The 20,221-nt window shown below is 62.2% G+C and carries 20 protein-coding genes; 10 read left to right on the plus strand and 10 right to left on the minus strand.

From position 1 onward, the window contains the following. Positions 1 to 124 precede the first annotated feature (124 nt). The gene (locus VGD45_RS00220) at positions 125 to 514 is read left to right on the plus strand and encodes a response regulator transcription factor (protein WP_331153241.1); all 390 of its coding nucleotides are present in this window, start codon (positions 125 to 127) and stop codon (positions 512 to 514) included. A 38-nt stretch (positions 515 to 552) separates the two neighbouring features. Here VGD45_RS00220 and VGD45_RS00225 read toward each other — a convergent pair whose 3' ends face one another. After that, complete coding sequence (locus tag VGD45_RS00225; protein WP_331153242.1) at positions 553 to 1,527, minus strand: 2-dehydropantoate 2-reductase; 975 nt, start codon at positions 1,525 to 1,527, stop codon at positions 553 to 555. Between the two features lie 20 nt (positions 1,528 to 1,547). Next, positions 1,548 to 2,426 carry a LysR family transcriptional regulator gene (locus VGD45_RS00230; RefSeq protein ID WP_331153243.1) on the minus strand — a complete coding sequence of 293 codons (879 nt, stop codon included), beginning with the start codon at positions 2,424 to 2,426 and terminating at the stop codon, positions 1,548 to 1,550. Between the two features lie 114 nt (positions 2,427 to 2,540). Between VGD45_RS00230 and VGD45_RS00235 the strand changes: the two genes are divergently transcribed. From VGD45_RS00235 to VGD45_RS00245, 3 genes are read left to right on the plus strand one after another with little or no spacing between them, the layout of a single operon-like run. Next, positions 2,541 to 3,242 carry a CoA transferase subunit A gene (locus VGD45_RS00235; RefSeq protein WP_331153244.1) on the plus strand — a complete coding sequence of 234 codons (702 nt, stop codon included), beginning with the start codon at positions 2,541 to 2,543 and terminating at the stop codon, positions 3,240 to 3,242. Positions 3,243 to 3,250: 8 nt separating this feature from the next. Further along, positions 3,251 to 3,907: a CoA transferase subunit B gene (locus VGD45_RS00240; RefSeq protein ID WP_331153245.1), complete on the plus strand. Its 657-nt coding sequence runs from the start codon at positions 3,251 to 3,253 to the stop codon at positions 3,905 to 3,907. Positions 3,908 to 3,919: 12 nt separating this feature from the next. Next, positions 3,920 to 5,101, plus strand: coding sequence for an acetyl-CoA C-acetyltransferase (locus VGD45_RS00245; RefSeq protein WP_331153246.1), 1,182 nt, complete (start codon positions 3,920 to 3,922; stop codon positions 5,099 to 5,101). 5 nt (positions 5,102 to 5,106) lie between these two features. Here the strand turns inward: VGD45_RS00245 and VGD45_RS00250 are convergent, their stop codons facing one another. Next, the gene (locus tag VGD45_RS00250; protein ID WP_331153247.1) at positions 5,107 to 5,835 is read right to left on the minus strand and encodes an anti-sigma factor; all 729 of its coding nucleotides are present in this window, start codon (positions 5,833 to 5,835) and stop codon (positions 5,107 to 5,109) included. After that, the gene (locus VGD45_RS00255) at positions 5,832 to 6,377 is read right to left on the minus strand and encodes a sigma-70 family RNA polymerase sigma factor (protein WP_331153248.1); all 546 of its coding nucleotides are present in this window, start codon (positions 6,375 to 6,377) and stop codon (positions 5,832 to 5,834) included. The genes VGD45_RS00250 and VGD45_RS00255 overlap by 4 nt, the downstream gene beginning before the upstream one ends. A gap of 205 nt (positions 6,378 to 6,582) precedes the next feature. Between VGD45_RS00255 and VGD45_RS00260 the strand changes: the two genes are divergently transcribed. From VGD45_RS00260 to VGD45_RS00275, 4 genes are all read left to right on the plus strand, one after another. Beyond that, positions 6,583 to 8,040, plus strand: coding sequence for a DUF4331 domain-containing protein (locus VGD45_RS00260; RefSeq protein WP_331153249.1), 1,458 nt, complete (start codon positions 6,583 to 6,585; stop codon positions 8,038 to 8,040). A 20-nt stretch (positions 8,041 to 8,060) separates the two neighbouring features. Continuing rightward, positions 8,061 to 8,321, plus strand: a complete 261-nt coding sequence (locus tag VGD45_RS00265; RefSeq protein WP_331153250.1) for a hypothetical protein — start codon at positions 8,061 to 8,063, stop codon at positions 8,319 to 8,321. A 508-nt stretch (positions 8,322 to 8,829) separates the two neighbouring features. After that, positions 8,830 to 9,489, plus strand: coding sequence for a hypothetical protein (locus VGD45_RS00270; RefSeq protein ID WP_331153251.1), 660 nt, complete (start codon positions 8,830 to 8,832; stop codon positions 9,487 to 9,489). Beyond that, positions 9,486 to 10,610 carry a HupE/UreJ family protein gene (locus tag VGD45_RS00275; RefSeq protein ID WP_331153252.1) on the plus strand — a complete coding sequence of 375 codons (1,125 nt, stop codon included), beginning with the start codon at positions 9,486 to 9,488 and terminating at the stop codon, positions 10,608 to 10,610. The genes VGD45_RS00270 and VGD45_RS00275 overlap by 4 nt, the downstream gene beginning before the upstream one ends. Here VGD45_RS00275 and VGD45_RS00280 read toward each other — a convergent pair. Both VGD45_RS00280 and VGD45_RS00285 read right to left on the minus strand, forming a co-directional pair. Then, positions 10,591 to 11,766 carry a hypothetical protein gene (locus tag VGD45_RS00280; RefSeq protein ID WP_331153253.1) on the minus strand — a complete coding sequence of 392 codons (1,176 nt, stop codon included), beginning with the start codon at positions 11,764 to 11,766 and terminating at the stop codon, positions 10,591 to 10,593. The two genes, VGD45_RS00275 and VGD45_RS00280, sit on opposite strands and share 20 nt — an antisense overlap. Positions 11,767 to 11,984: 218 nt before the next feature. Then, positions 11,985 to 13,442 carry an alpha/beta hydrolase gene (locus VGD45_RS00285; RefSeq protein ID WP_331153254.1) on the minus strand — a complete coding sequence of 486 codons (1,458 nt, stop codon included), beginning with the start codon at positions 13,440 to 13,442 and terminating at the stop codon, positions 11,985 to 11,987. A 266-nt stretch (positions 13,443 to 13,708) separates the two neighbouring features. Here VGD45_RS00285 and VGD45_RS00290 point away from each other — a divergent pair, with 266 nt between their 5' ends. Further along, the gene (locus VGD45_RS00290; protein WP_331153255.1) at positions 13,709 to 14,428 is read left to right on the plus strand and encodes a hypothetical protein; all 720 of its coding nucleotides are present in this window, start codon (positions 13,709 to 13,711) and stop codon (positions 14,426 to 14,428) included. 66 nt (positions 14,429 to 14,494) lie between these two features. Here the strand turns inward: VGD45_RS00290 and tsaA are convergent, their stop codons facing one another. Next, a complete protein-coding gene (gene tsaA / locus VGD45_RS00295) occupies positions 14,495 to 15,355 on the minus strand; it encodes a tRNA (N6-threonylcarbamoyladenosine(37)-N6)-methyltransferase TrmO (RefSeq protein ID WP_331153256.1) in 861 nt (286 codons plus the stop codon). Between the two features lie 76 nt (positions 15,356 to 15,431). Continuing rightward, on the minus strand, positions 15,432 to 15,656 hold the full coding sequence (locus VGD45_RS00300; RefSeq protein ID WP_331153257.1) for a tautomerase family protein: 225 nt from the start codon (positions 15,654 to 15,656) through the stop codon (positions 15,432 to 15,434). A 150-nt stretch (positions 15,657 to 15,806) separates the two neighbouring features. On the opposite strand from VGD45_RS00300, the gene VGD45_RS00305 reads away from it, so the two are divergent. Beyond that, positions 15,807 to 17,393, plus strand: coding sequence for a winged helix-turn-helix domain-containing tetratricopeptide repeat protein (locus VGD45_RS00305; protein ID WP_331153258.1), 1,587 nt, complete (start codon positions 15,807 to 15,809; stop codon positions 17,391 to 17,393). 39 nt (positions 17,394 to 17,432) lie between these two features. Here VGD45_RS00305 and VGD45_RS00310 read toward each other — a convergent pair whose 3' ends face one another. Further along, positions 17,433 to 19,076, minus strand: coding sequence for an alkaline phosphatase D family protein (locus VGD45_RS00310; protein WP_331153259.1), 1,644 nt, complete (start codon positions 19,074 to 19,076; stop codon positions 17,433 to 17,435). Continuing rightward, a complete protein-coding gene (locus VGD45_RS00315; RefSeq protein WP_331153260.1) occupies positions 19,073 to 20,176 on the minus strand; it encodes a hypothetical protein in 1,104 nt (367 codons plus the stop codon). Before VGD45_RS00315 ends, VGD45_RS00310 begins: the two co-directional genes overlap by 4 nt. Between the last annotated feature and the right edge of the window lie 45 nt (positions 20,177 to 20,221).

Below are 20,221 nucleotides of genomic sequence, written 5' to 3' on the forward strand. Positions count from 1 at the left end.
TACGCACAATCCCTGATCTTTCGGCACTCCCGATTCGATACATCTAGGACACTCAGCAAATCCAACGAAAACCTGGCCCGATCGCGTTTGCCGTTGAAGTGCCATGACTGCGCGCATCCTGCTCGTGGAAGACGAATTGCTCGTCGCGCTCTCGATACGGGAAGCGCTGATCGAAGCAGGCTTCGAGGTGGACTGCGCGCATAGCGGCAGCACGGTGCTCGAAGACAGGGCCGGCGTCCAATGGGCTGCCGCGCTGGTCGACATCGGCTTACCCGACCAGAGCGGCGCGGCGGTGGTCCGCCACCTGCGCCAGCGGCAACCTCTGTTGCCCGTCATCCTCACGACCGGCCTGGAAACACCGGAAACTCGCCAGTTCGCCTCCGATCTCGAGCTGACCATCCTGCCCAAGCCGTTCGACGAAACGACCCTCATCGAGCTCCTGAAATCGATGCTGGTCGCCCACGAGATTGCCGAGCGCATCACCCAACCGGGGACTGCTGCTCCGCATTCTTGATTCATTCCCTGCGCGCACATCACGGAAGGTTGTGACAGTCACTTGAGGTTCTTCATCGTCGCAAGCAGTCGCACGAGCCCATGCAACGCGTCCATGTTTGGCGTGGCCACGCCAAGCCTGAGTGCGATCTCGCGCGGTGCGGCGACCAGTGCGTCGATCTCGAGTGCTCGCCCCGCTTCAACATCCTGCAGCATGGATGTTTTGAACGCGCCCAGTTTGCGCGTGACCCTGGTGCGATCTTCGGGGCTTTCGGCGATGGGACAACCGAACCGCGCGCCGATGTCGGCGGCTTCAGCCATCACGCGCAGCATGAATGACTTCACGAGTGGATCATCCAGGATCTTGTCACTGGTCGCGCCCGTGAGCGCGGAGATGGGATTCATGGTCATGTTGCCCCATAACTTGTACCAGATGTCCTGCTGAATGCGCGGGCTGACCGTGACGTCGAAGTGTGCGTTCCGTAACGCTGCGACTACGGCATCGAGCCTGCTCGACGCGCTTCCATCCGGCTCACCGACAATCAGCCCGTTGCCGCTCTTGTGAATCGAACATCCTGGCTCGGCCACGGAGCATGCGGCATGCACGACACAGCCCAAGACCCGCGACGGTGGACACGAGCGGCTGATGACGCCCTCCTCATCGACACTCTGAAGGGTTGCGTTCTCCAACTCACCCTTGAGGCCATGAAAGAACCACCAGGGAATGCCATTCATCGCTGTGAGCACAACGCCGTCCGTGTCCAGCAGTGCTGACACTGCCGGAGCGACACTCGATAACGCATGACCTTTGACGGCCAGGATGACGAGATCGTGAACACCCAGTTCAGCCGCGCGATCACTGGCCTTGACGTTCGCGATGCGAGTCTTGCCATCGACCACAAGGCGCAATCCGTGCTGCTTGATAGCCGCGAGCGTTTGCCCGCGCGCCAGCACGCTCACCTCGAAGCCCGCGTCAGCGAGACGAACGCCGAGCCAGGCGCCAATCGCTCCCGCGCCAACAATCGCGATCCGCATCGTGCGCTCTCCTGAAGACATCACGTCGCCGCAACCATCGCCTGACGGATGGCTTCCGCCGCAGTGGACAGCTGCTGATCAGTACGCGTTATCAATCCGACCGCCTTTCGGATTGAAGGCCGCGACAACGGCACGCTGCGCGCACCCAACGCAATCATTTGCTTCTCGCACAGATGAGGAACCGCGCTCACGCCCAGCGACGACGCGACGAACTGCCCGATCGTGACGAGCTGATGACATTCGACTCCGACCCGCAACTCCATGTTCCTCTCGGCCAATGACGCCTCCAACAGACTTCTGACCGTCGACGGCCTTTGCAAAGCGATGAAGTTGTTGTCCAACAACTGCGCCCAGGTGATCGAGCGCGCCTCGGCGAGCGGCGATTGCGGCGGGACAATCGCCACGAAGCGGTCGGTGAAGAGCGGCTCGAAGCGCAGTTGATTCGCGCCGTCGGGCTCGAAACCGAATCCCAACTCGACCCGGCCCGTCGCCACCATCCGCACGACATCTTCGTGGATCACGTCGTGCACGCTGATTTCGATGTTCGGAAAGCGCCCCCGAAACTCCTGCAGGATCTTTGGCAGCACGTTACCCGCGAAGGACGGCATGGCCGCTATCGTCACGTGCCCTCGCCGCAGAGTGAACTGCTGGCGCGAGCGTTCGCGGACGTTGTCCCAGTCGGCCAACAGTTGCAGCGCCTGGGGCAGCAGCGCGGCGCCTTCCGGTGTCAGTTGGACCTGACGGGTTGTTCGGGACAACAAGCGCCCCCCCAGCGAGTCCTCCAGACTGCGGATCGCGAGGCTGAGCGCCGGCTGCGACATGTGCAGCCGTTCACAGGCGCGGGCGAAGCTCAGCGTCTGAGCCACGGCCACGAAGGCATGCAGTTGTCGGGGCGTCATGGATTCATTTACCCAGCAAAACAATCCTCAGGTTTTTCAAACTTAACAACTGAAATGCTCCGCGCCAAGCTGCACCGGTCCGGACAGCCCAGTCAGACAGCGGAGAACACAGCGGTGGCAGGCTTCGATAAACGGGTCGACAGTTACGAGGCGGCGCTGGCCGGCCTCCAGGACAACATGACGGTGATCGCCGGCGGCTTCGGCCTGTGCGGCATCCCCGAAAACCTCATCGCCCAGATCCGGCGCATGGGGGTCAAGGGACTCACGGTGGTCTCCAACAACTGCGGCGTCGACGACTTCGGCTTAGGGATCCTGCTCAAGGACCGCCAGATCAAGAAAATGATCGCGTCCTACGTGGGGGAAAACGCCGAATTCGAGCGCCAGCTGCTCTCCGGCGAGCTGGAAGTCGAGCTCACCCCGCAAGGCACGCTGGCCGAGAAAATCCGCGCCGGCGGCGCCGGCATCCCCGCCTTCTTCACCGCGACCGGCTACGGCACGCCGGTCGGCGAGAACAAGGAAGTGCGCGAGTTCAACGGCCGCAACTACATCCTGGAAACGTCCATCACCGCCGATTTCGCCATCGTCAAAGGCTGGAAAGCGGACTGGTACGGCAACGTGATCTATCGCCATACGGCCCAGAACTTCAATCCCGCCGCCGCGACCGCCGGCCGCATCACCGTGGTGGAAGTCGAAGAGATCGTCGAGCCCGGCACGCTCGAGCCCAGCCAGATCCATACGCCGGGCATCTATGTGGACCGGCTCATCCAGGGCCGCTTCGAAAAACGCATCGAGAAGCGCACTACGCGCGCCGGCTGAGGTGACCCATGGCACTGACTAGAGAACAAATGGCAGAACGCGTGGCTCGCGAGCTGCGCGACGGCTTCTATGTGAACCTCGGCATCGGCATTCCCACGCTGGTCGCCAACTACGTGCCGGCCGGCATGGAAGTGATGTTGCAATCCGAAAACGGCTTGCTGGGCATGGGCCCCTTCCCCACCGAGAGCGAAGTCGACGCCGACATGATCAACGCCGGCAAGCAGACGGTGACGGCGCGCGTCGGCGCCTCGATCTTCTCGTCGGTCGAGTCGTTCGCGATGATTCGCGGCGGTCACGTCGATCTCACCGTGCTCGGCGCATTCGAAGTGGATGTCGAAGGCAACATCGCTTCGTGGATGGTCCCGGGCAAGCTCGTGAAAGGCATGGGCGGCGCCATGGACCTCGTCGCCGGCGCGAGCAACATCATCGTGACGATGATGCACGCATCGAAGGACGGCGAGTCGAAGCTGCTTAATCGTTGCACCCTGCCGCTCACCGGCAGTGGTTGCATCAAGCGAGTGCTGACCGACCTCGCCTACCTGGAGATCGCCGATGGCGCATTCCACCTGAAGGAGCGCGCACCGGGCGTCAGCGTGGATGAAATCAAAGCCAAGACCGCGGGTCGTCTGGTAGTGCCGGCGTCGGTGCCGGAAATGAAGTTTTGATTCGAGTCTGTTATGCGTGAAGTCGTTATCGTCGCCGCCACCCGCACTGCCATCGGGGCATTTCAGGGCTCGCTGGGCAAAACTCCCGCCGTCGAGTTGGGTTCGTCCGTCATTCGGTGGCTGCTGTTGAAGACGGGGCTGGCCGCGGACGCCGTCGATGAAGTCATCATGGGTCACGTGCTCACCGCCGGCGCGGGTCAAAACACTGCGCGGCAAGCGGCGATCGACGCAGGTTTGCCGGTCACGACGCCCGCGATGACGATCAACAAAGTGTGCGGCTCCGGCTTGAAGGCGACGCACCTGGCGGCGCAATCGATTCTGCTGGGCGACGCCGATGTCGTCGTGGCGGGCGGCATGGAGAGCATGAGCCTGGCGCCGTACGTCGTGCCCGGGTTGCGCACGGGCCTGCGCATGGGCCACGGCCAGGTCATCGACACCATGATCGTCGACGGTCTGTGGGACGCCTTCAATCAATATCACATGGGCATCACCGCCGAGAACCTGGCGAAGCGCCACGGCATCACCCGCGAACAGCAGGACGAATATGCGGTGCTGTCACAGACGCGCGCGAGCGCCGCGATTGCCGCCGGCCGATTCATACAGGAGATCACGCCGGTCTGGGTCCCTCACGGCAAGGGTAAGAAGATCGAGTTCGCGGTCGATGAACAACCCCGCGCGGGCACCGATCTGGCCTCGCTTGCCAAGCTGCGCCCTGCTTTCGACAAGGAAGGCACGGTGACCGCGGGAAATGCATCGACATTGAACGATGGCGCAGCTGCCGTAATCATGATGTCAGCCGAGCGAGCCGCGCAGCTCGGCATGCCGGTGCTTGCGAAGGTCGTTGCTTACGCGAGCGCGGGCGTCGACCCGGCTTATATGGGCGAAGGGCCGATCACCGCCACGCAGCGCTGCTTGAAAAAAGCCAACTGGACGCTGGACTCGGTCGATCTGATCGAGGCGAATGAAGCGTTCGCCGCGCAGTCGCTCACTGTCGCGAAGAAGTTGGAACTCGATATCGAGAAGGTCAATGTCAATGGCGGCGCGATCGCGCTCGGCCATCCCATCGGCGCTTCGGGCTGCCGCGTGCTCGTGACGCTCATTCATGAGATGGCCCGACGCGACGTGAAGCGTGGCCTCGCCACGCTTTGCATTGGCGGCGGCCAGGGCGTCGCGCTCGCAATCGAACGGGCGTAACGCACTCAGATCGACAGGATCGCCGCCTGGTAGACGACCGGCCCGGTCGGCGCGCCTGTCGGTGAGCCCCCTGCCGGCTCCAGACTGACCGCGAGCCCTTGCGCGCTCGCTAACAGCGGCCGCAACTCGACGGGCAGTTCCGCATCGACGGCCGCCGTGCCTGTGGGCAACAAGCCGAGCGAACGTGGAGCCGCGCCCCCCGCCGGCAGAATCCACAACTCATATGAGTTGGTTGCCGCGGGCGCGGTCGCATTGATCGATTTGATCGTGAGCCGTCCCTGCTGAACATCGGCACGCACCAACCACAGCGGCTGCGACTGCTCGCCATTTACGACTGAGACAAATTGTTGGGCTTGTGGCGCGACCACTTCCGTTGGCGTGCGTGCAAGCAACACTGCGAGCACGACAGCCGCAGCCGTCGCAACCAGACTCAAGCCTCGCCACAAGCCAAGCCGCTCAAACCACGGCACGCGCGATGTTTCCTGCTCCGCCCGAGCCGCAGCCGCCGCACCTGTCCGCTCGAGAACTCGTTCCCAGACATGAGAACGCGGTTGCACGCTGGCCGCAGCTTCAGCGAGCGGATTGAGCTGCCGCTCCCAATGCCATACCGCGGATCGCACGTGATACGAGTCGGTCATCCACCTTTCGAAGCGGCGACGCGCACGGCCGGTCAACGTGCCGAGCACGTATTCGGCCGCAAGCCGCTGCACCAGTTGTGGGTTGCTGTATCTCATTGCTCGAGACACTTCTGCAGGCTGAGCAAACCGCGCCGGATCCAGCTTTTCACGGTGCCGAGCGGCATCTGCAATCTCTGTGTCAGCTCCGTGTGAGTGAGCCCCTCGAAGAACGCCAGCGTGACACTGCGCCGCTGCGTGTCAGTCAACGTGTCGAGGCAGCGATGCACGCGCGCCGCCATGTCACTGTTCATGGCCATCGTGGATGGATCCGGCCCCTCGAACGCCAGAGTGTTCGACACCTCCTCGTCCAATTCCTGGGTCGGCCGCTGTGAACGCAACTTGTCGAGCGCGAGATAGCGCTGGATTGCGTACAACCATGTGAGCACGCCTCCGCGCTCCGCCTGGTAGTCGGACGCGCGATGCCAGACCTTTACGAACAGATCCTGCAAAACATCCTCTGCCAATTCGCGGCGCTTCAGCATATGGACGCCCGCGCCGAGCAACTTCGGGGCCGTCAATTCATACAGACGAGCGAAGGCCTGGCGATCGCCCCGCGCCGTCGCCTGCAGCAGTCGAGCGAGTTCTTCCTGCTCTGCCATCGACCCTAGCTACTCCACATTTACTTCACTGGCCCGGCGACCCGGCCCGCCGTCCAGACTTACGCCCTAAGTACGCGGCGGCGCGCCAATCGGACGCAGCCAGCAATAAAAAATCTTCCGGGTGCATCCGTCGCTGCGCGTCGATCCGTACCCCTTCGCGAATCGCCCCCGAACTTATGTTCAGCTCGCCAGGAGGATACCTCACATGCGCAATTCAATTCGCCGGGCCGTGCTTGCCGCGATCGCGGCAGGAACCGCCCTGACCGCCGGCTTGCCGGCCCAGGCTTCCAGCCACCGGGAAGCGCCATTCATCTCTGCCATGCCGCGAGTGGACGGCACCGACTTCTACATGTTCCGCAGCTATGAGGCCGGCCGCGACGGCTTCGTGACACTGATCGCCAACTACTTGCCGCTGCAGGATCCGTACGGCGGCCCGAACTACTTCGATCTGGAAGCCGACGGCGCCATCTACGAGATCCACGTCGACAACGACGGCGACGCCCGCGAGGACCTGACCTTCCGCTTCAACTTCGCCGACGTCGTGGCGGATCTCAAGGTGCCGGCCGGCGATCGCATGGTGTCTGTACCGCTCAAGAACATCGGCGGCATCGGCCCCGGGCAGAACGATACGGCCGCGGTCAACGTGCGCCAGACATACACGATCGACTTCATCCGTGGCAATCGCCGCAGCGGCAATTCGCGTTCGATCACGTCGAATTCGGGCGAAACGCGGTTCCGCAAACCGGCCGACTACATCGGCACGAAATCCGTGCCCGACTACGAAACCTATGCCCGCGATCACATCTATGACGTCGTGATTCCGGGCTGCGGGAGCGGCCGCGCCTTCGTCGGTCAACGCAAGGAAGGTTTCGCGGTGAATCTCGGCCCGGTATTCGACCTGGTGAATCTGAATCCGCTCGGTCCGCCGAACGCGATTCCGAATCCGATCGGCAATCAGAACATCACGACTCTCGCGCTCGAAGTGCCGATTGGGTGCCTCACCGGTAGCAACGATCCGATCATCGGTGCGTGGACCACGGCGAGCTTGCGGCAGGCTCGCATCCTCAACCCGAATCCGATCTTCGACAACAACCGCAAACCGCAGATCACGGGTGGCGCTTGGACGCAGGTGTCGCGCCTGAGCGCGCCGCTGGTCAACGAAGTCGTCATTGGGCTCAAAGACAAGGATCGCTTCAACGCCAGTCAGCCGCGCGACGACGCGCAGTTCGCGGCCTATGTCACCAATCCGGCGCTGCCGGAACTACTCGAGATCCTGTTCAGCGGCGTCGCCGTCGCGCCAAACCTGTTCCCGCGCACCGATCTCGTCGCGGCTTTCCTCACCGGCGTGGAGGGATTGAATCAGCCTGCAAACGTGCGGCCCGCGGAGATGATGAGGTTGAACACCAGCATCGCAGCGAAACCGGCCGGCAATCAGCACACGTTGGGTGTGCTGGGTGGCGACACGTCGGGCTTCCCCAACGGCCGTCGTCCCGGCGATGACGTCGTCGACATCGAGCTGCGCGTTGCCATGGGCGCGCTGATTCCCGATGCGACGGTCGCGCCCAACAACACTGCGCCGCTGACCGATGGCACGCCAGTGAGCGCGGCCGACTTCGATGAGCGCTTCCCGTATCTGCGCGCGCCGAATCCGGGCGCGATGTAACACAGCGAAGGAGCACGACCATGAACTTCAATCGCAAGTATCTGGTGCTGGTCGCGCTGCTCGCAGCAGGCTGCGGCGGCGGAGGTGGCGGCTACGGCGGTAGCGACGGTGGCGGCGGAAACAATCCGCCGCCGGCCCCCGGACCTACGGGCACCGCGTTTACGGCATTCATAAAGGCGCAACTCACGCAGACCTCGGACACGGCGGAGCCCATCGACGTGAACGATCGTCAGTTCGAGTTCGACGAAAACGAGACTGCGTTCGATGACGTGCTTCAATAACAGTATCGTCACACCAGGGCGGCACATCTGCGCCGCCCTGGTCTTTCTAAGCCTCGCGCTCTCATCGGTGCCGGCGCTGGCTGCGCCGTATCGGCCGGCGTCGGATGCGGTGGTGCTAGCGACTGCTCCGGCGGGTGCACGCACTTCGATGAGCGGTCCGCGCGATCTTCAGAGTGCCGTAGCTCAAGCAGCAGCGGATGTTGAGTTGGCTCGGTCCAGCGGAGATCCGCGTTATCTGGGTTACGCGCAGTCTGCGCTCGGGAGGTGGTGGAACGCGAAGGATGCTCCGCTGACGGTGGTTCTTATCCGGGCGGAGATTCATCAGCACAATCATTCGTTCGCGGCGGCGATCGCTGATCTGGATCGAGCGCTCACGCTCGATCCGCGTAACGCGCAGGTGCGTTTGACTCGTGCTGCGATTCACCAGGTGCAAGGAAATTACAGCGCGGCGGCAGCAGACTGCCGAAGTCTCGCTCTGCTCGTAGAACCATTGGTGACTGCCGATTGCATGAGTCGCGTCAGCAGCCATCGTGGTGAGGCGCGCAGCGCATATCGGAAACTGCAGGCCCTGCGTGATCGTGCGGGTGAAATGGAACCGCGCCAGCGCAGGGAGATTGAGCTGACGCTCGCTGATATTTCGACTCGGCTGGGAGATGCCAAATCCGCGCGTCAACACTTGGAGCGGGCGCTCGCCGCCGCTGACGCGGATGCCTACACGTTACTCACTTATGCTGATTTCCTTCTCGATCAGCGCGAGTACGGTCAGGTCGCTGTGCTCTTCGACCGCTACTCTGAGTACGCGGACTTACTTCTCCGCACGGCGCTTGCGGCCAAGGCGACGAACTCGGCCCATGCGGGTCAATTGGCACAACGCCTTCGTGACCAATATGCCGCCCATCAGCGTCGCGGCGACTTCGCTCCATCACGCGACTACGCCAGATTCCTCCTCGACATCGAAGGCAAAGCCTCGGCCGCGCTGGATGCCGCGCTCTTCAACTGGCAGACGCAGCGCGAGCCCGCCGACGCGCTCATCGTCCTCCGCGCGGCAATCGCCGCGGGTCGACCAGCCGCCGCCGAACCGGTGGCAGCCTTCATTCGCCAGCATGGACTAGAAGATGTGCGCCTCGCTCGGCTGCTAACCCGAATCGCCCAGGAGCGACGCTCATGAGAATCTTCGTGCTCACGGTCCTGATGCTGCTCGCTCCACAGGTCTACGCGCACAAGCCGAGCGACAGTTACCTTCAACTCACGCCGACCGATCAAGGATTCACGGGCGAGTGGCGAATTGCGCTACGCGACCTTGAGCCCGCGATCGGGTTGGATCGCGACGCTGATCGAAAGATCACGTGGGGCGAAGTGCGCACACGACACGCTGAGATCGCAAACTACGCACTCACAAGGCTGGCCATCACTGGAAACGAAGCTCCATGCGAGATTCGCGCAGGAGCGCAGCTCGTGGACGATCTTAGTGACGGCGCCTACACCGTGATGCCGCTGGTCGTGACGTGCGAGCGCAACGCTGCTCCATGGACGCTCGACTATTCGCTGTTGTTCGACATCGACGCGACTCACCGCGGGCTGGTTACGGTCGCCGCCACAGGCGCACCGCAGACGTTCGCTCTATCACCGCAGAACAATCGCGCGACTTTGTCGGCCGGCGAAGCGGGTCCGTGGCGACAGTTCATCGACATGGCTCGTGAAGGCGTATGGCACATCTGGATCGGCTACGATCACATCCTATTCCTGCTCGCGCTTCTGCTTCCTGCAGGTTTGCGAGCACCCCGTCAACGTGATGAAAACGGCGGCTGGGCGCCCATGCTCAAGGACGTGCTAATGCTCGTCACCGCGTTCACGGTCGCCCACAGCATCACACTTTCTTTGGCGGCGCTGAAAATCATCTCCCTGCCGCCGCGCCTGATCGAAACCGCCATCGCCCTGTCGATCGTAGTGGCCGGAATGCGGCTGCGTTATGCGATCGCACGACCAGCGGCCTGGATCGCATTCAGCTTCGGCCTCATCCACGGCTTCGGCTTCGCCAACGTGCTGGCCGACCTGCAACTGCCACCCGGCTCGCTAGCCCTATCGCTGTTTGCATTCAACATCGGCGTCGAGTTGGGTCAGTGCGCCATTGTTCTGCTCGCCCTGCCGCTGATCAGGTACGCACAACGCCATACCTTCTACGAGCGCGCATTCATGCCGGTCGCGGCGGTGCTCATCTCCGCAGTCGGACTTGCGTGGTCATTGGAGCGTGGCGCAGGGATCTCGCTCCTTACAGCGTCGTCGCAGTGATCGTCGCGTCGATCGCATACCCCTTGCGCCCGTTGATGACAGTGCCGCCTCCTCCATTCGGGGTCGCGTCACGCAGCCGTGACTGCATAGCAAATCCGCCCGACAGACGACGCTTTCCGGTGACCCCTTGCTCGTAAAAGGTCATCGGCAGATTGAGCCATTGATCCTCATATAACGTCGGCGTCGCCTCCGCGGTGAGCCCGTCCGCGGCTTGGAAAGCGAACGACTGCCCATTACGCACAGTCTGTGTCACGACGACCGGCTCGGCGCCGTTGACCTTGAGGCGAATCTCGACCTGCATCTGAACATCGGCCGCAATGCGAGGTTGCTCCGGCTCCACCACCACCGACGGGTGCTCCGGAATCTTCGGATCCAATCCCGCCTGCTCACGCGCCGACTCGACCCAGCGCTGCAGCTTGGCCTGCTCCTCTTTGTGATATTTCGAAAGCTCCGTCAGTTGTGCGCGCGTAAGAAACGTAGCGGCCCGCGCTTCGATCTCTCGATCCGTGACTTGCCTGCGGCGCCATGACTCTTCATTCGCTGCGAGCGCACTCAGCTGCGAGTCGCGTTCTATCTGCTCACGTGAAGGCAATTCGCGCCCCTCCCAGCTTTGCAGCGTCCATCGCGATCTGTGCACAGACTCGGCGGTTTGACGAGTCCGCTCCTGCAGCAGCGCGACCAGACGATCCTCCTGATCCGAGCTCAATGCGTTACTCGGACCAAGGCGCTCGGAGAAGAGGCCGACCAGACGACGCTCGCCCAGTGACATCGTGTAGTCCAGAAATCGCTCCAGCCCTTCCTCGCCCAGCAGTTTACTCAGCGCATCCATGTGACGAGTCGTCTCCGCCGCGAGTCGCAGAGTATCGAACGGAGCACGCGGGCTCCTGTACATCTGCTCGAGCCGTTCCATCTGCTGATCGGTGAGCAACTCGATCAACGCGCGCTCCGTTGCCTCATCGAGGCCGAGCACGCGCCCTGCGTCGGTATGCTGTTGCTGAACTAACGCCCGTTGCTCAGCTCGAAACGCCACCCGCCGGGCAGGATCGGCCAGGCGTTCCTGCATACTCCGCGCGTGCTGCTCGGCCTCCTCTCCGGTGACGAATCGAAGCCGGTGGGTCGCGCTGTCGTCTTGCTCGGGCTGACCGTTGGTAATCATGGGCGTCAACTCCACTGCGCCATGTTTCACGATAGTTAACGGAGCATCGGCTGCGGCGGCAGGTTGTGTCTCCTCATTTGCCGCGACGGCCGACAGCCCTAATGAAAAGAGAACGCACGCCAATCCCGACCGGCACGCAACCGTCTTCATAAATCCATTCCCTGTGACCTGACGCCACGGGTTTTGAGTACGCGGGCCGCGCAATGTTCCGAGCCGAATCACATTGGCGCCAAGTCCGGCAGCTCAATTGCAATCGTCGCGGTGGACGACCCGGGCTTACCTTCCATGAACCGATCGATCGCCTCCTGCAGTTCGCTCGACGATTCGTCGAAAAGGTTGTGCCCGGCGTTTCTAACCGTGATCAGGCTTGCGTTCTCGAGTCCGGAAACCGCCTTTCGCTGGCTTTCGATGAATGTCCTGCCGTCGAGCGTGCCGCTCAGAACGAGTACGGGGACACTGCTCACAGGAGCGCGACGGAAAGCATCGCCCAGGTCGAGCTCGGGCGCCATGCCATCGAAATGGAACGTTGGGTCGAGATACGGACCTACGATCGCCTTCGTTGCCTGCTCGGCGACGACGGCCTGGTGCTTCCTCGTCATGCCCGACGCGATATCCATCGCCACAGGCATGCCGTCGAAGGAAATGGCGCCGCCGGGGTCGGCGAGGTTATCGGGGAGCAAACGCGCTGGTACACGTTCGAACGTCTCCAGGCTTCCGCGGTCGAGCTGCCGATAGATGTTGAGAAGTATGGCGGCACTGCGGGGATCGGCGCACAGCGAGGCCGCAAGTAACTGCATGTCTCTACGCTGTAGGAGATAGTCGACCTTCGCGCCGTCTTTGTTCTTCAGTTTCACGAGCACCGGCTTGCGATCGAGCTGCGCGTGCACGCGTCGCATGAGCGCTTTGATGTCGGGATAGGCAGCCTTCGCTGCGGGTTGGCGACCGACCGCCGCTTGCAGTCGCGTCAGATATGCATCGAAGCGCAACGGCAGCTTGATCGTTTGATCGAGTCCTTCGGCGCTCGATATGACGACTTTCGCAATGCTGCCTTCGATCTCCCGCAGCGCGGCCAGCGCCAGGTGACTGCCGTAGGACGTGCCCCAGAGAACGATTTTCTCCGCACCCAGATGGACCCGCAGCGCTTCCAGATCGTGCGCGTTCTCTATTGTGTTGTAACCGGCGAGATCGACGCCGTTCTGCCGCCAGAATTCGAGGCATTCCTGCAACGCCTGCCGATGATATCGGACGTAGTCCTCGTCGGAGGTCACCGTCGTGGTCGGCACGGCTTGCTTCGACTGGCATCGAGGCACGACATTGGAAGCGCCGGTTCCACGCTGATCCAGCGCGATGACATCGCCATGCTTTCTCATGGCCATGAACATCCGAAGTCGGTACTGGATCGCCGCGATGCCTGAGCCGCCGGGTCCACCGGCAAGATAGACGATCGGCGGTCCCGCCTCGTTGCCCGTCGCCCGAAGTCGCACGTACTTGATGGGGATCATGCGACTCCCCTCGGCGTTTCGATTCTCGGGCACCTCGAATGAGCCCCCGAACGCCTCGATTTTTTGTTTGGTCCAGGTCTCGAACACGAACTTCTGTTCGTCCGCCGCCCATGCCGGCGACCCGAGGCTGCCGAAAAATAGCATTGCAAGCGTCGCGGGGATTTTCGCTTTCATGGATCGGCGCCACAGTTGCGAGCTTAGCTCGTTGGACGCGCGATCCGGCCCGTTGGTTCAAACGCCCACGATCTGAGGCGCTAAGCCTCCGTCTCTTTCTCGAGCCACTTCGGATCGTCCAGATCGCGCTCATACTCTTCCTGACTGCCGAAGCCCAACTCGCGGGTGCGCTCGAAGTAAGGCGCCAGTTCCTCCGCGTCAGCCGCTTCCTCCCAGCGCTGCGCCTCGGTGTATTCTTGCCGAGGCGTATCTCACGGAGGATTCAGATGCGAACGGAGTTCAAGGGAAAAGTCGTTATCGCAATTCTCGCGACGGCGTTCTTCGGCGGCTGCACTCCCCAGCCGGAGGCGTTTTCCGTCAAGACGCCAGAGGAGCTCAAACAACTAATCGAAGTAACGAATCGAGTCGTTCTCCTCGCGCGCAGCATTGAGCAGGATTCCTTCGCGGCAGAGGCAGCCATGCGAGACGCGATTGCGGCCGTCGGCGTGGCGGGCCCACAGTATCGACGGCATGGCGATGCGATTACCGGCAAGACGAACGTCGACGCGATCGCCTGCGCTCGCGCGCAAGCCGTCGAGATCATGGATCTCGAAATCCTCATCGCGAGGCGAGAAGAAGCCTCGCAGCGCCAGGACGAAGCTTCCTCGAGACGTCGCAGGTCCATGATGAGATCGATGGCCATGGATGCAGGCCGATGCGCCGCTCTCAACACCGAACAACTCATCGACCGCGAAACACGTCGCGAGGCGCTCAAACACGGCGCAGTCTTGATCTCCGAAGCGTATGCCATCGCGGCAATCCTCAGCGCCGCAAACGACCTGCCGCTCGAACCGGTGTTGAGCGACCAGATCCGCGCCTATGAGTCCCTCGTCGCGAAGCTCGGCCCAAAGCACGACGTGCAGGTCGTCACGGACGCATTGCCAAAGTTGAAAGCGACCTTGGCGATTCTGGAAGAGAGCCGCTCGCGCCGCCTCAGGCCCGAGTGATTTCGGGCTCGGAGTTCCGCCACGATTGCCTGCTCCTCCACCTCAGCTAGCCGATGAATGGATGCGCTATTTAACATTCGGAGTTTCTGCAGAAACGGCCCCGCCCCATCGCTCGCGAAATTCACGATGAGCGACCAGTACATCCTCGCCACCTGCACCCGCGAGCTGCGATTCCCGGAAGCCGGAAGCAATCGCGATGACGCGAATCTCACGACCTTCGACGCTGAATCGAACGCGCCACTCTTTGACCGCTAGTTGCATGCCTTCGTCGGTCCGACGGATGCGTCGATAGGGATGTGGCGCTGGGCCGAGCGTCAGCGTCGCGCGAATTCGCTCCTCGATTGCGAGGCTCGTTCGCGCCTCGATCCACTGCGCTTGTTCCGTTGCGAGAGGCATGAATGTCACAGTGTAGGCACTCACAGGGTCCACAGGCTGAGTCGAGCTCGACGGAATCTCGACGTCGTAGAGCCAACCGGTGCCTGCATCGGGATGGGAGTCCGTGTACGCGACGTAGGGCTTGAGATCGAGAACGGGCGTGCCGTCGAGCATGTCGGCGTCGAGGACGTGGATGTTCAGACCGTCGACTCGCTCCAAGCGGACAACTGAAAGGCCGATCGGATTGGGGCGGTGTGGCGAGCGAGTAGCGAACACGCCTTTGCGCCCCGAAGTACTTCGGGGCGGTAGCACCTTGGGGCGCCAGCTGGAATTGTGATGAAACCAGAAGATCACCCAGATCAACTTCCAGCGCGACAGATCTTCCAAAGCGTGTTCGAAATTGCGGCCCGTAAACAGTTCGATGCGAGCACGTGCACCCTGCGCGGCCCGCGGCTGCCGCGCAGCTTCGACTTTGGTGGCAAGTGAGGTGCGGACGATTCCGATGGGCTCGAGAACGAGGCGCGATGGATCTTTATCTTCAACAGACGACATGAATCGAAGGATACGCTAACACCGGATCCGCGCGATGACTAAACCGCCATCGAGTCGCGGATCCGGTGGCAGCTCCCTACGCCGCCTTCCCTGCCGCTAGCGCGTGGACATCCGAGGCCTTCAGCGCCTTGCCGCCGATGGCCCAGTCGCCGCCTTCGAATTCGTTGACGCGAACCCAGGTGACGGGCCGCATGTTCTCGCCCTCCACGGCGATCATGGCTTCCGTGACCTTGGAAATGAGCTCCTTCTTCTGCGAGGGGGTAAACACGTCTTTGATCACGTCGATAGTAACGAGCGGCATAAGAGTTTCCTCAGGTTGGCTGGCGCGGACGATTCCGGCTCCAGTGGGGAAAGCGTGTCACGCCGGCGCTGGCGAAGCTTGCAGACGGCGTGGAGAAATCCTGGAGATTCTTGGGAAATCGCCGGGGAGTGCCTTATCCTAGGGAACGAGATGATTTACGCCTTCGATCGGTTCGAGCTGGATCTGGCGACCGTTGAGCTGCGGGCGGGCGGCAAGGTCGTGGACCTCGAACCGCAGGTCTTTGCGCTGCTCGCGCTGCTGGTCGAGAACGGTGAACGTCTGGTTTCCAAGGACGAGATCATCGAGAAGGTCTGGGACGGGCGTGTCGTCTCGGATGCTGCGGTGGCGAGCCGGGTAAAGACCGCGCGGCAGGCGCTCGGCGATGACGGGAAATCACAGCGCTTCATCAAGACGATTCACGGTCAAGGCTATCGATTCGTCGAGAAAGCGCGCACTGTGCGCCCGGCACCGGCGGTACAGATTCCCGATGTCGACTCAACCAGGACAAACCCTGCGCTGCTGGACATGGTCCATCGCCTGGACAAGATGTCCAGGCCCTCGCTGGCCGTGCTGCCGTTTCGATACATCGCTGGCGACGAGCGGTACGCGCCGCTGGCAAGCGCGCTGCCCGATGAGTTGATTACGGATCTGGCGAGACTGCGTTGGTTGCTCGTGACCGCGCGTGGATCATCTTTCCGACTACGTGCGACAGAAGGGAGCTTCAGCGATATCGGGCGGCTGCTGGGTGTCCGCTACTGTTTGTCAGGGACCGTCGAAGTCTCAGCCGACAGGCTGGTGATCCTCGTCGACCTGGTGGACACGACCGACGACGCGGTCATCTGGGCCGACCGTTTCTCGGGTCGCATCGACGACGTGCATGCGATCCGCGAAGAGATCCGGTCCAAGGTGCTCATGGCGCTAGAGATCCGGATTCCGCTGCACGAAGCTTCACTTGCCCGTCTCGCCGCCGTCGAGAACCTCGATGCGTGGGCTGCCTATCATCTTGGCCTACAGCATCTGTATCGGTTCAACCGCGTCGATAACAGCGCCGCGATGAATCTGTTTCAACGCGCGGTGGACTTGGATGCCTCGTTTGCTCGAGCGAACGCGGGCCTGTCGTTCGTCCACTTCCAGAGTGCGTTCATGCACTACACCCATGACATCGCCGACGCGATCAGCAACGCGCGCCGTTTCGCCGAGCGCGGGCTCGAGCTCGATCCCCTCGATCCGTTCGTCAACTTCACCATGGGGCGCACTTATTGGCTGGAAGGCGATCTCGACACGAGTTTGAGCTGGCTCGAACGCGCGACTGACATCAGCCCCCACTATGCGCAAGGCATTTACGCGCGCGCCTGGACAGAAGTGTTGTCGGGAAATGCACTCGATGGCCGGACGCACGTCGACTTGGCGATGCGCCTGAGTCCGCTCGATCCGCTCCATTACGCAATGCTCGCAACGCGAGCGTTTACTCACATGGCCTCGAACGAGGACGCGCAAGCCGCGGACTGGGCGGAGCGTGGCGCGCGCTCGCCCGGAGCGCACGTGTTGATTGGAATGATCGCCGCGGCGGCACACACGCTAACCGGCGACACCACTCGCGCAGCCTTCTGGGCGGACAACGTGCGCCGGCGCAACGATACAATCACGCGCGAGGTTTTCTTTCGGGCGTTTCCGATGAAGCTGGACTCAATGCGTGCTCGGCTGGATCGGGCGCTGTTACAAGTGGGCTTCCGTTAGATCACTCACCGCTATCACGAGATCGATCAGCTACTCGTCTTAGCCCGAGAACTTGCGTCGTCCGCGCTCGGCGGACATGCGGTGAGAGCCCGCCAAGGCAGTGCTGCGCGACTTGATCGTTCGCATGAACAACCATTCGCCGGTGACACGCTGCAGAGTGATATCGATCATCATGTAGCCGCGTTGGCTGGTGTCCGCCCAGACCAGCTCCGGATTCGATGCGATAAAGCCGCGAGCAACGTCTTTCGGATCGGCGCCGAATCCCCCTTCCATGCCAGGGGAAGTCACGGCATGACCGGCGAACTCGACGCCGGCGGGTCGCCCGTCTTCGGCCAATGAATACGCCCAGGCATTGTGACTATCGCCCGACAACATCACCAGATCGGCATCCGCTCGTTGAGCAGCCTGCAGCAGACGCGAACGAGCCGCGGGATAGCCGTCCCAGCGATCCATCCACATCGGCACGCCGAGTTTGGAACCTCGCACGTCCTTCTTGAACTTGTTCACGGTGCCCTCGCCCGAATCGGAGCGAAGCCAGCCCAGCGAAGCTTCCGGCATCACCGTGCGTCCGATGATCGTTCCCATGCCAACCATCTGCCAGTTGGAAGCAGGCGCGTTTCGCTTCAGTTCGTGGGCCAGCCAGGATTCCTGATCCGCGCCCAGCATCGTTGCCGCCGGATCACGCCAGGCACCATCACGGAAAGCGCGCAGCGCTGCATCCGGATCGCTCGCTTGGTGCGCCTTAGCCAACTCCGCGTATGCCGGTCGCGTACGTGCGAGAACGCGTGACTCTGTGCGATACAGCGTGGCCAGCGAGCCGATGTGATAAGCCTTCCACGGCTCCTCTGAAATGGGCATCCATTCGCGATATGCCTGCATCGCGGCCGCGCGGCGAGCGTTCCAATCGCCCTCGGTCTTCGGTTGGTGATTCGACGCGCCGCCTTCCCAACTGTCATTGGTGATCTCATGGTCATCCCAAACCGCGACCATCGGGGCGACCTGATGCAGCTTCTGCAGATCCGGATCGGCACGATAGCAAGCAAACCGCAGGCGGTAGTCGGCCAGGCTGATCATCTCGTGATCGTGCGCAGGCATGACCTCCCGATCGGCGACACGCTCGCTCTCTTTGTACGCAGCGATGCCGTACTCATAGATGTAATCTCCCACGTGCAGCCACAAATCGAGATCGTCGCGCGCCGCCGCGTGCGCGTAGGCGCTGAACCAGCCGAATGGCAGATTCGAGCAGGAAAACAGACCCAGGCCGAAGCGATCGACGGCGCCGACGGGCAGTGTCCTGGTACGACCCACCGGCGACTTGGCGCCATCCGGCGCAATGAATCGATACCAGTACGTCGTGCCCGGTTGCAGCCCATCGACGGTCAGCTTGGCCGTCCAGTCGCGATACGCGCCGATGCGCACGCTGCCGCCTGAAACCACGCGTGTGAAATCAGAATCCAGCGCGACTTCCACATCCAGGTGAGCTTCGTCCACGCCCGTCGGCGGAACATAGCGAGTCCACAGCAGCATCGAATCAGCGCCCGGCTCGCCACTAGCAACGTTGTGCGTGAACCCTTTGGCCCCCAGCACTGTGGAAGCGAGACTGCGGCCGACAGGAAGCGCCAACGCGCTCAAGCCGAGCGTCCCGCCAATCACAAGACGCCGGCGATCGATGTTCACGGTCATCGAAGGTCTTCCGTTTTCGCAGGAACCAAGGGCTGGTTCGCATCCGACGTCCATCGCATCAACGTGAGATCGGCCGTCTGCGCCCCTTTGCTGCCGGAGTTCATCGAGACGTAGAACAGCCCACCGCCGACCGGTTGGAACCCCACATCGCCCTTCTGATTCCAACCCCGCACACCCGTGGCAGCGTCCTTCAAGCCGTCATCGGCCAGATTGAGCAACTGCCCCTGCTCCAGGCCTTTGCCGTCGGCACGAGGCACGCCAATAAGATCGCTCATCCGTGGCTGCGTGCGCGCATCGACCGCGAACAGCAAATAGTTTGGGAACGATTTCTTCTTGCCCTGGTACACGCCCAGGAACCAGCGTTGCAATGAGTCGTCGTAAGAAAGGTTCTGCACGCCCCAGGTCGTGTTGCCGGTGCGCACGAAGTACTTACCTTGCAATGTCTCAGGACCCCTGTGGTGCAGGTCTGCTTCGTCGAGCGGCCTGGCGTACTTGCTCCAGCCACTCACGTCGTACTGAAGCAGCACTTGATGATCGTTGTCGTCGCGCTCGAGGTTGCTATAGACGCCATACCCGACAGTGAGATACCGCGGGCCATCGACACGGCCGAACGCAGGTCCAAAACCAACGCCATCGATGCCGGAGCAGCCGTATCGGTGATCCAGAGTATCGGCGACCGTGCCGGCGAATTTTCCATCGCCGTCCATGTCAGCGACGAAATCCTTCACCACTTCCGGCAGATAAACGATCCGGAACATCTCCGTCTTGCTCGCCTCGACCCCGACACGGTCGAGCCGACTCACGTCGATCACGGCAATATAGAAGGCGTGTTCCTTGCCGTATTCGAGCGAGCCGTAAACCTTGCCGTCGGCCGGGTTGAAATCGAGATCGCCGAGATGGCCCGTCCACCCCACCAGCGTGCCGATGAGCTTGCCGCTGAAATCGTACTTTGCCAGCAGATTGGTGAACGAGTAATAGATGTAACCGCCCTGCACGTCCACAGCGATGCCTTGCACGTGGCCCGAGGCCCACGTGCCGCCGTTCTGCTTCAGCGGCAAGCGGGCCAACGAGGTCGTGGCGACAGGCTCAGCCGTCGCCACCAAGGAGCATGCGAGCAGCGCCCCGGCTGCAATTAATGCGCGCAT

This window comes from Steroidobacter sp., from assembly GCF_036402275.1.
GTDB lineage: Bacteria > Pseudomonadota > Gammaproteobacteria > Steroidobacterales > Steroidobacteraceae > Steroidobacter.

What these genes read in the sequence shown, in the direction of transcription:
- VGD45_RS00225 (WP_331153242.1), bottom strand. Translation starts at nt 1,527, where the DNA reads ATGCGGATCGCGATTGTTGGCGCGGGAGCGATTGGCGCCTGGCTCGGC.
- VGD45_RS00230 (WP_331153243.1), bottom strand. Translation starts at nt 2,426, where the DNA reads ATGACGCCCCGACAACTGCATGCCTTCGTGGCCGTGGCTCAGACGCTG.
- VGD45_RS00240 (WP_331153245.1), top strand. Translation starts at nt 3,251, where the DNA reads ATGGCACTGACTAGAGAACAAATGGCAGAACGCGTGGCTCGCGAGCTG.
- VGD45_RS00245 (WP_331153246.1), top strand. Translation starts at nt 3,920, where the DNA reads ATGCGTGAAGTCGTTATCGTCGCCGCCACCCGCACTGCCATCGGGGCA.
- VGD45_RS00250 (WP_331153247.1), bottom strand. Translation starts at nt 5,835, where the DNA reads ATGAGATACAGCAACCCACAACTGGTGCAGCGGCTTGCGGCCGAATAC.
- VGD45_RS00255 (WP_331153248.1), bottom strand. Translation starts at nt 6,377, where the DNA reads ATGGCAGAGCAGGAAGAACTCGCTCGACTGCTGCAGGCGACGGCGCGG.
- VGD45_RS00260 (WP_331153249.1), top strand. Translation starts at nt 6,583, where the DNA reads ATGCGCAATTCAATTCGCCGGGCCGTGCTTGCCGCGATCGCGGCAGGA.
- VGD45_RS00265 (WP_331153250.1), top strand. Translation starts at nt 8,061, where the DNA reads ATGAACTTCAATCGCAAGTATCTGGTGCTGGTCGCGCTGCTCGCAGCA.
- VGD45_RS00270 (WP_331153251.1), top strand. Translation starts at nt 8,830, where the DNA reads ATGAGTCGCGTCAGCAGCCATCGTGGTGAGGCGCGCAGCGCATATCGG.
- VGD45_RS00275 (WP_331153252.1), top strand. Translation starts at nt 9,486, where the DNA reads ATGAGAATCTTCGTGCTCACGGTCCTGATGCTGCTCGCTCCACAGGTC.
- VGD45_RS00280 (WP_331153253.1), bottom strand. Translation starts at nt 11,766, where the DNA reads ATGATTACCAACGGTCAGCCCGAGCAAGACGACAGCGCGACCCACCGG.
- VGD45_RS00285 (WP_331153254.1), bottom strand. Translation starts at nt 13,442, where the DNA reads ATGAAAGCGAAAATCCCCGCGACGCTTGCAATGCTATTTTTCGGCAGC.
- VGD45_RS00290 (WP_331153255.1), top strand. Translation starts at nt 13,709, where the DNA reads ATGCGAACGGAGTTCAAGGGAAAAGTCGTTATCGCAATTCTCGCGACG.
- tsaA (WP_331153256.1), bottom strand. Translation starts at nt 15,355, where the DNA reads ATGTCGTCTGTTGAAGATAAAGATCCATCGCGCCTCGTTCTCGAGCCC.
- VGD45_RS00300 (WP_331153257.1), bottom strand. Translation starts at nt 15,656, where the DNA reads ATGCCGCTCGTTACTATCGACGTGATCAAAGACGTGTTTACCCCCTCG.
- VGD45_RS00305 (WP_331153258.1), top strand. Translation starts at nt 15,807, where the DNA reads ATGATTTACGCCTTCGATCGGTTCGAGCTGGATCTGGCGACCGTTGAG.
- VGD45_RS00310 (WP_331153259.1), bottom strand. Translation starts at nt 19,076, where the DNA reads ATGACCGTGAACATCGATCGCCGGCGTCTTGTGATTGGCGGGACGCTC.